Source organism: Mangrovibacillus cuniculi, assembly GCF_015482585.1.
Taxonomy (GTDB): Bacteria; Bacillota; Bacilli; order Bacillales; family R1DC41; genus Mangrovibacillus; species Mangrovibacillus cuniculi.
In genome coordinates this window covers 2,654,227-2,667,745 of record NZ_CP049742.1, presented here as the reverse complement: position 1 = coordinate 2,667,745, position 13,519 = coordinate 2,654,227, and the positions used below count along the sequence as shown (strand labels likewise).

The following is a 13,519-nucleotide window of genomic DNA, read 5'->3' as shown; positions in this document are numbered from 1 at the left end:
TAGTTCTCAGAAATAAATAACAAATGAATAAGTATCAGTAATGGTAAATATTACACTATGCTATTTGCTTCACTGTCGCCCAACCGCACCGATAGAAATAGTAGTCACAAACTACTATTCTATCTCTTGAAGGAGCGACATCTATGAAAAAGACTATTGCAGCATTATCCTTCTTTACCATTCTTGCAAGTCCTATCGGTATCCCATCTGTAGAAGCGGCAGAACACATCGTGCAACCGAATGAAAGTCTCTTTCTTCTGTCACAGAAGTACGGTACTACTGTGAAAGATATTAAGTCGTCAAACAATTTAACAAGTGACATGATTATCGTTGGTCAAAGGTTAACAGTACCAGACAGCATACATATTGTGCAATCAGGAGATTTTCTTTGGAAAATTGCAAATCAATATGGTGTAACGGTTGCCCAATTAAAAGAGTGGAATCATTTAACTTCTGATATGCTATACCCTGGTCAACAACTATCACTAAATGCAACCACGACGATGAAAAATACACCTGCTACCATTACTGGTGAGCTTTATCGAGTAGTTTCTGGTGATTCTTTGTCTGTTATTGCGAAGCGAGTAGGAGTCACGGTAGAACAGTTACGTCTGTGGAACCGCCTAACATCTGATTTGATATTTGTAGGGCAAGAATTAAAGATAACTGGTCCTACAATTAGTAAAGTAGTAGATATCGCAAGTGCCCAAACTGGCATTCCGTATAAATGGGGTGGTAGTACGCCTGTAGGTTTCGATTGTAGTGGATTTGTTTTCTATGCGTTTAGTCAAGCAGGTTATGATGTGAAAAGATTAACAACAGAAAGTTTTTATGCTACTGGAAAAGAAGTAGGAACTCCGCAAGTAGGAGATATTATCTTCTTTAAAAATACGTACAGAACGGGCCTTTCTCACATGGGGATTTATTTAGGGAATCGCCAATTTATCCATGCTAGTTCTTCTGCTGGAATCACCGTATCATCCATAGATAATACGTACTGGAACCCTAGAATAGTAGGCTATAAAAGGATTCATTAACCAGAGCAGGTAAAAACGAGGGTATGGAGTAAAAGTTTCCATGCCCTCATCTAGTTGTATCAACCGATTCAGTTTGAGAATTTGAACGGATCTTTTTTTGGACATATTGACGAAATTGAAGGAAAAACAAAATATTAAACGCCATGACAGGGAGATAAAATAGGAGAGAGTACCATAATTTCCATTATTTATAGGTAAATAAGTTAAAAAACTTTACAGATATCCATTCTAAAATACAAAGAAGCATTGCTCCAAAGATAATGTACATAAAAGAGTTTAGCTTATACCTTGCGTAGAAGTACATTAAGATAAGAAGGGTGAAAGGATAGACAATGTTTTGCAATAATATATCCATTATTTCACCACTATTATGATCGACGGTATCATAAAAATCATATGGCTTCATAGCTAAGAAGTAGTCACCTAACGTCGTGTAAAGAAGGTTTAAAAGTAGAATTGCAATAATCTCTGTTGTTAAAAACACTTTTTTCTTTTTTTGTAGCACCGTAATACAGACTATTACTAGCACAGATATGGCCAAAGTAAAGTATTCGTTTTCATCAAACTGCTTTGGAAGGATAGGTTGGAAAATGTCATTAGATTTTTGAAGAAATCCGCTCATATAATCCGCTCCTTCCTTAGCACTTGTTGAAGTAAGTTTGTGAAAAATAAGGTGAGAAGTATGACTAGCATGGAAAAAAACATATCAAGAGAGGGGTACCAGCTAATACTTTGAGATTCTAACACCCCTAGAATTAAGAATGTTTTTTCTACAATAACCCAAAAAAGAATCCAAGCAAAGGTTGCTGTTAGTTTTCGAAACAACGTCCAATTCAAACGATAAATAACCATTAACCATAATAATGTGATTGCAAAAACAACACCATATTGCAGACGTACTGTCCAAAATGGAAGATGGTCTTCTACTACTCTCAAACGGTCATACGGTGAGGATAAGGTATAAAACAAATGTTGACAAAGATAAGACGTAAATAGGAATAAGAGAAAAATTTCAATTGGTTTAAACCATCTTCTCATGGAAAAAAAGGTAAAAAACAAAAGGATAGAAAGAATGAGAATAACAAAGAATGTTATAGATAAATTCATAGTAAAACTCCAATACTGTATCAAGTAGTAGGTAGTTTTACCAATTAAATGTAGAAACATGTACTATATTTTTAATAGAGCGGTGTTTGTTCTTTTGAACATTATAAATAGTGCTACTAGTTACCTATTCTCCTGCATTCTACGTATATTTTCTGTATGATATGGAGATCCTTCTACTTCGTTAACGACACAAAATGGATTGCCATCTAAGTCAAAGAAGTCAAAAAACTTCATGCCTCCGAAATCCTTTATGTCAGTAGCTTTTACTCCCGCATTGGTAAGGTGTATATAAGCAGCTTCAATGTCTTCCACAAGAAAGTTAAAATAACCATTTGATTGACCTAGAATTGTTTCGAATTCAGTTGCTTGTTGATTTTTTACTTGTACCAGCGCTAGTTGGGTAGGGCCAGTTGATAAGTAGAAACCCGCTCCACCTTCCCAGCGATCAATGAGCTTTATATTTAAATTAGTTTCGTACCAATTAATGGCTTTTTCTAAGTTTGTTACAGGGATGAAAATGCTACCTACTCTGAACATACTATTCCTCCTTTTTTCTTGGAACTTTTAATTTCTCCCTTTTTTAACTGTTTCCCTCTACTTCACTTATAAACGCATGAGTATTTCCTTCTGTATCGTAGAAAAACACCATCCACGTTTCTACATTCCCCATCTTTGACACCACATGTGGCTCACCACGGAATACAACTTTCTTTTTTGCTAGTTGGTCATACGTATCTTCTATATCATCTACTTGAAAATAAACGACAGAGCTCGCTGTAGCATATTCTTCTTTTTCTGGAAGAGATAAAAGAATTCGAAGTCCATTGCTTTCTAAAAAGGCCATCGTATCTGTTTGAAACAAAAGAGAAAGTCCAAGAGTTTCATGATAAAAACTTATAGCACGATCAACATTCTTCACGGGTATACCAATCTGGCCAACTTTACTAATAGAAATCGTCATAAAAAAAGGCTCCTTTTTATAAGGTACATACAGCATGCTTTGGATTTATCTTCCTTTATTATACAAAATAGATAATAATAGAGATAGAATAATATCTAGAATACTTAGATAATCTAGTTATTTAAAAAGGCAATGTTATGAAAGGTGGAGAAAGATGAATAAGTATGTCAGAGCTGTAACATATGTAACGGCTTATTTATTATGTTTTGCGTTCATCGATTATTTTGTTCACAGTGGTTTTATCAATTATTTATGTAAGGGGCTTCTACTAAGCTACTTAGTTTTTCCTCCGCATAGGATCGCAAATGAAAGGTAAAGGGAAATTTTAAAAGAGAGGTTTCTCTTTTTAGTTACAACCTATCTCTTGCAATCCCTACAACCTCCATATTCCCATTCCCGTCAAATTATGCTCTAATAGAAGAAGCATTAATTCAGTCACAAGTAGTAAAAGAAGTGAGGAGTCAACCTTGAGAAAATTTAAGAAGTTCTATTTAGAGATTACAAGCGTATGTAATCTTGCCTGTACCTTTTGTCCACCGACCGAACGCCAGAAACAGTTTATTTCTATAGAAGATTTCACTAAACGATTAGACCAAATTAAGCCCCACACAGATTATATCTATCTGCATGTAAAAGGGGAACCATTACTTCACCCTAAGATTGGTGATTTGTTAGACATTAGTCATGAAAAAGGATTTAAAGTTAATATTACGACCAATGGTACGTTAATTAATAAAAAAAGAGAAAAGCTATTAAACAAACCCGCGCTAAGACAGATGAACTTTTCGCTTCATAGTTTCGATGGACATATTGGTTCAAAGGATAAAGAAGGGTATGTGCGTAGTATTCTTTCTTTTATTAAAGAAGCTACAGCGGATTCAGAACTTATCGTTTCGTTACGTTTATGGAATTTAACAGAAGATAATAAAACTAATTTAGAAAAAGAAAGAAATAGAGAGTTGCTTTCTATCATTGAGAGAGAGTTCGATTTAGATTATAGAATTGAAGAACGGGTTAGTCCTGGAAAGGGAATTAAACTAGCGGAACGAATTTATATTAACCAAGATTACGAATTCCAATGGCCAGCGCTTCATGAAGAAGAGGATGATGGTAAAGGTTTCTGTTATGGTTTACGAAATCAAGCTGGTATTTTAGCTAATGGTACAGTGATTCCATGTTGTTTAGACGGGGAAGGTGTCATTAATCTTGGAAATATTAATCAAGACTCTTTTACTGATATTATCGAAATGGACCGCGCGAAAAACTTGGTCGATGGCTTTTCTAGAAGGGAAGCGGTTGAGGAGCTTTGTCGTAAGTGTGGGTATCGTAAGAGGTTTGGGAAGTAGGAGAGAGGTGTCTATTGAAGCACCTCTTTTTTTTACGAGTACTTAAGAATTTGTCTCCATCCTTTTCTCCAAAGTATACACGATTGTTAGTATTTATTAATGGATAAAGGAATAGTAAAATTATTAGAGAATATGAAATAAATGTAAGAGTATGAATAGAAATAGGTACAGAGTAATTTGCTATTAATCAAACTATTCTAGGAGGACAAGAGATGACAAAAAAGAAAATGTATATCATCTGGGGACTCATCACTATGTTTCTTATCGCTCCATTAGCCTCATGGGGGATAGGGATCCTTTATGGAGTTAGCGAAGGAAGCGGATTTGCGGCTGGATCGTTATTTATTGTTTTGTTACCTATCTTTTTCTTCATAGGTGTTGGCATCCTAATTAAAGGATTTTTAGAATTAAACTAAAGATGTAAAAACCTCGTTAGCAAATTTTATAGCTAACGAGGTTTTTCTACTTATTTGGAAAGATCACTTGGAACACAGTTTCCGCATCAGAAGATGTAACCGTAATGGTCCCCCATATTGATGAACAATTTCCTTTACAATAAACAAACCTTGGCCACGCTCTTTTCCTTTTCTTTCTTTGGTTGAAAATCCTTGAATAAAGATTCGTGTCGTGTCCTTGATCTTACTACCTGTATTCATAACAGAGAAGAAGTATTTTTCTTCTTTTGAATAACAAGATATACGCACACATCTATTATCTTCTGGTAATTCTAATGTTGCCTCCATCGCGTTATCAATTAAATTAGACAAAATCTTAATTAAATCGATGGTTTTAATTCCTTCAAATTTACTATCTGAAACATTTAATTGCATATCCACTTGATAGTTTTGTGCAGATAATTTTTTCGTTTGAAGTAAAACAGAAAGTCCAGGATGCTGTACATCTAACTGAAGAGAATCAATAGATTTAACTTCACTAGATAGGGATGTTGCATACTCTAAGGCTTGTTCATACCGACCGATTTTTAATAACCCATGTAAAACCTGAACGTGGTTACTAAAATCATGTCGAACAGAGTACACAGAAGCAATTAAACCTTTAATTTCAGACTGATATGTATCTTCTGTTGCTGCAACTTCACTTTCTACGGTTCTTTGGTACCACCTTTGTAAGAAGAGAAAAGATAGGACGACTATGAGTACAAAAAGCCCGTTAAATCCGAAAATTGCTAGGCTGTTTTGAAGCACCTCTGATTTTGTTTCATTTAGAGTATCAATACTAACATCGATTCCTAGATAGCCAATGATTTGTCCAGATTGGTCCGTTATAGGTGCTCCAACAGATATATAATTCACATCATAATTAGGATCATAGATGGAGTTTGTTATGTATTTCTTCCCTTCATATGCTAGTTTTACTTTATCTGGCGGAACAGTACAAACCATGCCAGTGTAATACTCCATGTCTGTATCCTCGGGCAATCCTGCTATCATGACATGAGATACTTCTGGATTATCAATCTCTAACGTGTATACGAAAAGAGCACCTATTTTATCGTTAGCATCACGCAAGTCATTGCGTATTTTCCAATAGTTTTCATCTTGATCTTTATCTAATAAAAATCGTTGATATGTATCTATATCGAAAGATTCTGCAATAGATGTAGCCGCAGAAAGGGTTCGTTCTCCAATAGATTCTTCAACAGTATTTTTGATATTAACATAAGCCATATAGATGTTTATCCCTGTAAAGCATAGAAATAGAATAATAGATAGGATGAGAATTGGTTTTAATTTGTTTTTCATGGTTGTATTATATCGTAAATTTAACCATATTGAACCTCTGCTTATTATAATTGTAAAACAGCTAGGTAAAATGTTTCACGTGGAACAATTTTTACTTTTACATCTGTTGCAGCTACTACGCTATATGGTAAAATTTACTTAAGAGATGTATGGGAAGGGGAATCGACACTATCTATGTGGACTAACTTGTAATGATTAGTAATTGGATACTGACAAAAACGAACCTATTACAATAGGACGTTTATTTGTCTTTCTAAAATCATTCAAGGGACACATGGTGTGGACAATATTATCCCCATCGTCAAACAGTTACCTTTGTGTACCTGTTTTTATTTTGGGTAAAAATACATCTCTATTGGCACATGCTAGAGTCCTCATACTAGGAGGAAAATCAATGAGTAAAGAATTTGTAGAAGAAAAGTTATCAGGCGGGAACGTCTCGAACGTATATAGAAACGGAAATACTGTCTTACGTGATAGTAAACCAGAGAGTGCTAGAATTCATTTGTTGTTGAAGCACCTTGAGAACAAAGGGTTTTCTCATGCTCCAAGGTTTATAGGTGTAGATAAGCAAGGAAGAGAACAGTTATCTTATATTGAAGGAGAGGCTGGTAATTATCCTCTAAAACCATACATGTGGTCGGAAAGTGTTTTGGCAGGCATAGCAAAAATGCTTAAATCATACCACGATGCAGTAAGTGATTTTCCTGTAACAGAGGGTTGGAGTGCTTATGATTTAACACCCAATAATACAGAAGTCATTTGTCATAATGATTTTGCGATATACAATATTATTTTTAATAAAGAGCAACCAGTGGGGATTATTGATTTTGATCTTGCAGCTCCTGGGCCAAGAATATGGGATATTGCGTATACGCTTTATACATGTGTACCTTTGAGTAGGCATTATCATACAGAAACAGGGGAAGAAATAAGATATAATCCAGAAAGTGGTGCTGCGGAAAAGAAAGAGAGAGTCAAGTTATTCTTTAAGGCATATGGGTTAAACGGTTTAGAGAAAGGTTATTTAGATATGATTATCTTACGTTTAGAAGCCTTATGTCACTTCATGAAGAGAAAAGCTAGTGAGGGTGATGTGGCGTTCCAAAAGATGGTGGATGAAGGGCATTATGAGCATTATCAGAAGGATATAGCATTCATTCAGGAGTTTGGGGGCGACTGGGTGTAAGTTTCAGTTTAGAGGTATAAGATCATAATCTTATACCTTTTTTTATTAATATTAATTAATATTATTATGAACTCTTAATGCAATTGGGAAAGAAAGTATATGTATTACTAAAATAAAAAGAAGAACATAGAGTAGTTCAATGATAACATTATACTGATAAAGCAAAATGGTGAAAATGATAGAAACTAGACTACATAAATATGCAGTATGTCCACTTCTGCTGTTAATCTGAAAGCTTCTTTCATCAGCAGGTTCATTGGGAGGGAAAACAAAATCTGAAACGATGGATGAGATACCAGCTACAATCATTATTACACTTGGCACTATAAGATTATCATTTAGTAATAAAAAGTTCCTATAAGGCACATTAATATGCCTATTCCAATAGTACAGTTTTTCACTTTGAGCCTCTGGAATTATAGTTTTTTTCGTAAGTTTGTAATTATTGCTCCTTGTATAATAAACATTAAAATAATTAATATCCAAACAGTATCGCGGAAAAATTCTAACGATAGATCTGAAATATATTTATGATAAGAGTCTAATAATAACCATCCAATAGGAAGAATAGGGATGGAGTATTTAAAGGAGATATTCTGGATTTGCTGACCTCGTTCATCCTTTCCTTCCAAGCTATAAGTAAATTTCAGTGTTTTAAAGAAATAATAAAGAAATAGAGGAACAAGAATTATAAATAATAAAATCATTTTGTATTCTCCTTTTTCTCATAGTGAAAAACCTCATTAATATCAACTTCAAATAAGAGCGCAATTTCAAAAGCAAGTTTTAATGATGGACTATAACGATTGTTTTCTAGAGAAACGATTGTTTGTCTACTAACTCCAAGCAATTTTGCTACATGTTTCTGTGACCATTTCTTTTCAGCACGTAAAACAGTTAGCTTATTCTGTAGATTTCCTTGTTCTATTAGGGCCAAAAGAAAAACCTCCAATTACTGGTTATTACCCCTTTAATGTAAAGTATTTTTTACTATGTGTAAAGTATTTTTACTTTTAGTCGTAAATAAGTTACTTCAACTGATTATCTTTGAATTTCATTCCCACATTCCTAGGCTCCAACATACGATACATATATCGACAAGGAAAGGATTGAGAATATGTATCGAAATCAATATCCATATCAAGTCCATCCACATTATTACACGGACCAGAACTATAGAAACTACAGTCATTTCAATACAATTCCACAAAATTACCAATATGCAAGAGCACAAGATTATGGAAAACAGCCTTTTGTATTAGACATCAACCAAGCAACCTTGCAAAACAACACGTACCGTACAGCTATCTGGACTGGTCAATACCTTCAAACAACACTGATGAGCATCCCGGTTTACGGTGACATAGGACTAGAAAGACATCCAGATTTAGATCAATTTCTTCGAATAGAACAAGGGCAAGGGATTGTTCAAATGGGGAAAGATAAGAATAATCTTACCTTTCAACAACCAGTGGCGGATGATTATGCTATCTATATTCCAGCTGGATATTGGCATAACCTGACGAATGTCGGGAATGTCCCCCTTAAACTATATTCTATCTACGCTCCACCTAATCATCCACCAGGAACCGTACATGTAACCAAAGCTGATGCCATGGCTGCTGAAGAATAATGGTAATAACAAGTTTGAGCAGTTAGGGATTTAACAATAGAGTACTAATAATTAAATGTATACAGAAAAAATAGATAACACCTAAACTATTACTTTTTAGGTTGTTATCTGTTTCTTTGTTAAATTAATTGCCACATGGGGCTTTAAGGTATAAAGAGTAATCAAACTTATATATATAGTCTTAATAACGTATAATAGTCACATAAGATTTAATTGAAATTATATGTTGTGAAAGGATGAAGATGAAAGTGGAGAAAGATGCAGCATTTCAAGTCATAAGGGATACCTTGTTGAAGAAGTTGTCACCTTCACTTATCTATATTTTTGGTTCTCAAGTCTCCGGATACACTCATGAAGAAAGTGACTACGATGTAGCTTTTTTAAGTGAAAAAAAGCTACATAACTATGACCGTTTTATCCTTTCACAAGAGATAGCGTCATTGCTGAATAAAGATGTTGATTTAGTAGATTTACATCAGGCGTCTACTGTATTTCAGGTACAGATCATAATGAAAGGAAAGTTACTGTATTGTGGAGATGAAAATAAAAAAGAGTTATTTGAGATGTTAGCACTAAAAAAATATGCTCGGTTAAATGAGGAAAGAAATATTATTATTAAAGAATCTTTAGAGAGAGGATATATCTATGAAGAGTGATGTGATTTTAAATAAAGCGAGTACAATAGAACGATGTTTAAGAAGAATAAACGAAGAATATGAACATAACCCTAAGAATTTAGAGAACTTTACAAAACAGGATGCTATTCTTTTAAATATTCAAAGAGCCTGTGAAGCAAGTATCGATATTGCTATGCACATGGTTGCGCAGAATAAATTAGGAATCCCCCAAAATAGTCGTGACGCTTTTGAGTTTTTAGCGAAAAATAATTATATCACAGAAGAAGTTTCATTTATGATGAAATCTATGGTTGGGTTCAGAAATATTGCTGTTCATGATTATCAAGATATAAATTTAGAAATTGTTCAAGCAATCATAGAAAAACATTTATCAGATTTCAAGTTATATGTAAAACAAGCACTGCAGGTAAATTCAGATATTAATCAAAAATAAGAGGACGATGCACTGTTGCAGAAACGTCCTCTTATTGGCTAAATCCCTGTAACTAAATCTTCCTATTTCTACACGTTAGTCATCTTCCAAATTTCACGAGTCCCCCAAGTTTGTTCTAAAAACACATCACATAGATCAACTTCCCGCTGTCAAAAGGCTGTCCACTAAATTTATCATCTGTTTCATGACCTACAGTTAACTTTTTAAATTGGTGAAGTTTATTAAGTACGACTTAATTTTTTCTATTAACAATGAACTCCAAGAAGTGAATCTAATTAATGTTAATTTTCTTCTGTACACTTACTAAGAAAAGGTCTACACCATGCTTTGAGAATCTGCCAAATATCTATGTTAAAGTTAGTTGCAAAATTATTAGTATAAAAATCCAAACCTTTTCTATCTAGCATCGTCAAAGTAACTAGAGAGGAGCAGATAGCTATGGAGGAAATAGTATTGGTTAATTTAATAGAACATGATCCAGACGCTTTGTTGGATCATTTAATGGACGAACACGGACAAGCTATTTTAAATCTTGCCTACTCGTACGTAAAAGATGTAGAAATAGCTAAAGATCTAACGCAAGAAATATTTATCAAGACATATCAACGCATAGATCAATTTCAACAAAAATCTTCTTTAAAAACCTGGCTTTGGAGAATAGCCATTAATCATTGCAAAGATTATGTGCGGAGCTGGAATTATCGCAATGTCATTACAACAGAAGACAATCTAGAAGAGTCTTTGTCACTGGGTGAGAATACAGAACAGCAGGTAATAAAATTAGAAGAAGAGTCACAGTTACTAAAAGAAGTTTTACATTTACCAGAGTTGTACAGAGAGGTAATATATTTATTTTACTTTGAAGAAAGTACACTTAAAGAGATAGCAGCCTTACTTAACATCAACACTAATACTGTGAAAACTAGATTAAGAAGAGCCAAGGAGCTTTTACGGCAACGACTGGAGGATTAGATATGGAAGAACAATTAAAGAAACTAAAAAACTCTTTACATAACGTGCCAGATCTTACTTTTTCGAATGATGATAAACAAATAATAAAACAACGCTTAGAGAAGAAAGCTGTAACATCTAAAAGAAATCTACTATTGTCTTTATTTCAATTATTAGAGAGACCTAGAAGCGGAACAGAAGTACTAACATTGTTACGTGCCAGAGGTATTAAAAATTATGAATATAATGAAGGTACCTTATTTATTAAGCTTCATGAGTTAGAGCAAGAAGGTTATTTACAATCGGGTTGGATAGATGATGTTAAAGAGTATCAAATAACTAAGAATGGCAGAAAACAATTACATGCATTGGAAAGTAAACAAGTAAAAGAAGCAACCAAACTTCATGAAATTTGGGAGAGATGAAGAGATGAGCTACCTTAAGGAACACTTCTTTTCTGAAGTGCTACAAAATATTATGTCAAAAGAAGTGAGAGAAGCTGTTTGTAAAGAGTTAGATCAACATATTAACTCAACTAAACAGTCTCTTACGGAAAAAGGTCTAAAGGAAATAGAAGCAGAGAAATTAGCCATTAAGCAGATGGGGGATGCTTCAGAACTAGGGATTAAGTTCAAAAATCTTTATCGGCCTTTGTTTGATTGGAAATTGTTTGGAGTCTTTTTCGTTATTATCGTAATGGGTATACTTCCTGTTATTCATGCACCTGGTGATTTCTTAACGAAAAGAATTATTATTACTGTTCTCGGGATTGCTACTGTTATAGGTATAACACTTTTCGATTATCGGATTTTATATAAATGGAAATGGTTAGTTTTTTTAGTAGCTTGTATTCTTATGCTATGGGTAATATTTTTACCGAACGTAACAATAAACGGTAGAGGCTATCTACTTATAGGCGGAGTTTTAATTAATGCTCTAACAGTTATGCCATTATTTATATTATTTTGGGCTAGTTATTTTGTAAAGAAAACAATAAATAATATATATACTTTCCTGCTTTTCCTGCTCACTATTTCTTTATTTATACTAAATATGGATTTTGTTCCTTTAGTACTATTTTGTATCGTGTGGTCAGTATTATTAATTATTAGTAATACTAAGACGAAAAGTAAAATATTCCTAATGTTAACTTTCTTACTATCTATGTTTCTATATTTTACTATGTCGTTTAATACTTACGAGCTAGAGAGATTTAAGACAATTTTAGATTTTCAAAGAAATGGAGATACCTATATAACTACTTATCTGAGGGATTTACTGGCTAATGCAGGATGGTTTGGAAATAGTAGAATGCCTGAGAACTTTATGGAACTGCATACAGATATGGCTTTTGTGAATATTACTTATTTTTTTGGATGGGTAGTTTCGGTGTTCTTGCTTTTGTGTATTATCGTACTGCTAGTTAGACTTTCTTTCATAACTCTAAATATCAAAGATGAATTTGGTAAGTTACTAGTGGCAGGTATAGTAACAATTTTAATTAGTCAATTTGTTTATAATATTCTTATGATGCTAGGATTAGTTCCATACATCTCTATGTCCTTACCTTTTATAAGTTATGGGTTTGGGCCAACCGTTATTAATTCGATTCTCATAGGCCTAGTTTTAAGTATTTATAGAAGAAAAAATCTTATTAAAGGTAAGTAATGGATTAGTTAAATATTTAGCGAGAAAGGAACAAAGATAATAGTGAGAAAAGTAGAGGTTACTCCATATAATGATAAGTGGGCATCTATGTTTAAAGTAGAATGGGAACGTCTTCAGCAAATCTTTGGATCAGTTGCTTTGAACATACATCATATCGGCAGCACTGCAGTCCTAGGGCTAAGTGCTAAACCTGTAATTGATATTTTAATAGAAGTGAAAAACATAACTATTGCCGACTCTTTTAATAAGGATATGGAGGAGCTAGGGTATGAAGTAAAAGGAGAAAATGGAATAGAAGGAAGACGTTATTTTCAAAAAGGCGGGAGTAACCGAACGCATCATGTGCACGTTTTTCAGCACGGAAGTCCAGACGTTGAACGACATGTAGCTTTCAGAGATTTTCTTCGTGTTCATCCAGATGAGGCGGCAAGGTACGGACAGTTGAAAGAAACATTAGCTAGTCGTTTTCCTTATGATATGGCTGCTTACATAGATGGGAAGAATGATCTGGTTTTAGAGATAGAGAAAAAGGCATTAGAGTGGTATAGAATGGTTTAAACTCACGAAGGTTAAAGAATTTAGAGTCTAGGAGAGAATAAGAGGGTCTTAAACTCACGAAGCGTGAAGAATTTAGAGTCTAGGAGAGAATAAGAGGGTCTTAAACTCACGAAGCGTGAAGAATTTAGAGTCTAGGAGAGAATAAGAGGGTCTTAAACTCACGAAGCGTAAAGAATTTAGAGTCTAGGAGAGAATAAGAGGGTCTTAAACTCACGAAGCACAAAGAAATTAGGAT

Annotated in this window: 19 protein-coding genes; 11 read left to right on the top strand and 8 right to left on the bottom strand. The window is 33.9% G+C overall.

Annotation, left to right across the window (positions count from 1 at the left end; translation table 11 throughout):
• The first annotated feature begins 143 nt into the window (after positions 1-143).
• Positions 144-1,037: a C40 family peptidase gene (locus G8O30_RS13450; RefSeq protein ID WP_239672571.1), complete on the top strand. Its 894-nt coding sequence runs from the start codon at positions 144-146 to the stop codon at positions 1,035-1,037.
• Positions 1,038-1,221: 184 nt separating this feature from the next.
• Here G8O30_RS13450 and G8O30_RS13445 read toward each other — a convergent pair whose 3' ends face one another.
• The 4 genes from G8O30_RS13445 to G8O30_RS13430 form a co-directional block, all read right to left on the bottom strand.
• Complete coding sequence (locus G8O30_RS13445) at positions 1,222-1,659, bottom strand: hypothetical protein (RefSeq protein WP_239672570.1); 438 nt, start codon at positions 1,657-1,659, stop codon at positions 1,222-1,224.
• Positions 1,656-2,144, bottom strand: a complete 489-nt coding sequence (locus tag G8O30_RS13440) for a hypothetical protein (protein ID WP_239672569.1) — start codon at positions 2,142-2,144, stop codon at positions 1,656-1,658. The genes G8O30_RS13445 and G8O30_RS13440 overlap by 4 nt, the downstream gene beginning before the upstream one ends.
• A 120-nt stretch (positions 2,145-2,264) precedes the next feature.
• A complete protein-coding gene (locus tag G8O30_RS13435) occupies positions 2,265-2,681 on the bottom strand; it encodes a VOC family protein (RefSeq protein WP_239672568.1) in 417 nt (138 codons plus the stop codon).
• Positions 2,682-2,724: 43 nt separating this feature from the next.
• Positions 2,725-3,105: a VOC family protein gene (locus tag G8O30_RS13430; protein ID WP_239672567.1), complete on the bottom strand. Its 381-nt coding sequence runs from the start codon at positions 3,103-3,105 to the stop codon at positions 2,725-2,727.
• A gap of 467 nt (positions 3,106-3,572) precedes the next feature.
• Here G8O30_RS13430 and G8O30_RS13425 point away from each other — a divergent pair, with 467 nt between their 5' ends.
• Both G8O30_RS13425 and G8O30_RS13420 read left to right on the top strand, forming a co-directional pair.
• A complete protein-coding gene (locus G8O30_RS13425; protein ID WP_239672566.1) occupies positions 3,573-4,451 on the top strand; it encodes a radical SAM/SPASM domain-containing protein in 879 nt (292 codons plus the stop codon).
• Positions 4,452-4,663: 212 nt separating this feature from the next.
• Positions 4,664-4,867: a hypothetical protein gene (locus G8O30_RS13420; RefSeq protein WP_239672565.1), complete on the top strand. Its 204-nt coding sequence runs from the start codon at positions 4,664-4,666 to the stop codon at positions 4,865-4,867.
• 63 nt (positions 4,868-4,930) lie between these two features.
• On the opposite strand, the gene G8O30_RS13415 is transcribed toward G8O30_RS13420, so the two are convergent.
• Positions 4,931-6,214: a GHKL domain-containing protein gene (locus G8O30_RS13415; protein ID WP_239672564.1), complete on the bottom strand. Its 1,284-nt coding sequence runs from the start codon at positions 6,212-6,214 to the stop codon at positions 4,931-4,933.
• A 394-nt stretch (positions 6,215-6,608) separates the two neighbouring features.
• On the opposite strand from G8O30_RS13415, the gene G8O30_RS13410 reads away from it, so the two are divergent.
• Entirely contained in the window at positions 6,609-7,403 is a 795-nt protein-coding gene (locus tag G8O30_RS13410) for an aminoglycoside phosphotransferase family protein (RefSeq protein ID WP_239672563.1), read from the top strand.
• Between the two features lie 51 nt (positions 7,404-7,454).
• On the opposite strand, the gene G8O30_RS13405 is transcribed toward G8O30_RS13410, so the two are convergent.
• The 3 genes from G8O30_RS13405 to G8O30_RS13395 form a co-directional block, all read right to left on the bottom strand.
• Positions 7,455-7,727, bottom strand: coding sequence for a hypothetical protein (locus G8O30_RS13405; RefSeq protein WP_239672562.1), 273 nt, complete (start codon positions 7,725-7,727; stop codon positions 7,455-7,457).
• Between the two features lie 92 nt (positions 7,728-7,819).
• Positions 7,820-8,110: a hypothetical protein gene (locus G8O30_RS13400; protein WP_239672561.1), complete on the bottom strand. Its 291-nt coding sequence runs from the start codon at positions 8,108-8,110 to the stop codon at positions 7,820-7,822.
• Positions 8,107-8,340 carry a helix-turn-helix transcriptional regulator gene (locus G8O30_RS13395; protein ID WP_239672560.1) on the bottom strand — a complete coding sequence of 78 codons (234 nt, stop codon included), beginning with the start codon at positions 8,338-8,340 and terminating at the stop codon, positions 8,107-8,109. Before G8O30_RS13395 ends, G8O30_RS13400 begins: the two co-directional genes overlap by 4 nt.
• Before the next feature lie 180 nt (positions 8,341-8,520).
• On the opposite strand from G8O30_RS13395, the gene G8O30_RS13390 reads away from it, so the two are divergent.
• The 7 genes from G8O30_RS13390 (at position 8,521) to G8O30_RS13360 (ending at position 13,284) form a co-directional block, all read left to right on the top strand.
• Entirely contained in the window at positions 8,521-9,036 is a 516-nt protein-coding gene (locus tag G8O30_RS13390) for a cupin domain-containing protein (protein ID WP_239672559.1), read from the top strand.
• Positions 9,037-9,272: 236 nt separating this feature from the next.
• On the top strand, positions 9,273-9,692 hold the full coding sequence (gene mntA, locus G8O30_RS13385) for a type VII toxin-antitoxin system MntA family adenylyltransferase antitoxin (protein WP_239672558.1): 420 nt from the start codon (positions 9,273-9,275) through the stop codon (positions 9,690-9,692).
• Complete coding sequence (hepT, locus tag G8O30_RS13380; RefSeq protein ID WP_239672557.1) at positions 9,682-10,107, top strand: type VII toxin-antitoxin system HepT family RNase toxin; 426 nt, start codon at positions 9,682-9,684, stop codon at positions 10,105-10,107. Before mntA ends, hepT begins: the two co-directional genes overlap by 11 nt.
• A gap of 438 nt (positions 10,108-10,545) precedes the next feature.
• On the top strand, positions 10,546-11,079 hold the full coding sequence (locus tag G8O30_RS13375; RefSeq protein WP_239672556.1) for a sigma-70 family RNA polymerase sigma factor: 534 nt from the start codon (positions 10,546-10,548) through the stop codon (positions 11,077-11,079).
• A 2-nt stretch (positions 11,080-11,081) separates the two neighbouring features.
• Positions 11,082-11,483, top strand: coding sequence for a helix-turn-helix transcriptional regulator (locus G8O30_RS13370; RefSeq protein ID WP_239672555.1), 402 nt, complete (start codon positions 11,082-11,084; stop codon positions 11,481-11,483).
• A gap of 4 nt (positions 11,484-11,487) precedes the next feature.
• Complete coding sequence (locus G8O30_RS13365; protein ID WP_239672554.1) at positions 11,488-12,726, top strand: FtsW/RodA/SpoVE family cell cycle protein; 1,239 nt, start codon at positions 11,488-11,490, stop codon at positions 12,724-12,726.
• A 42-nt stretch (positions 12,727-12,768) separates the two neighbouring features.
• Entirely contained in the window at positions 12,769-13,284 is a 516-nt protein-coding gene (locus G8O30_RS13360) for a GrpB family protein (RefSeq protein ID WP_239672553.1), read from the top strand.
• The last annotated feature ends 235 nt before the right edge of the window (positions 13,285-13,519 follow it).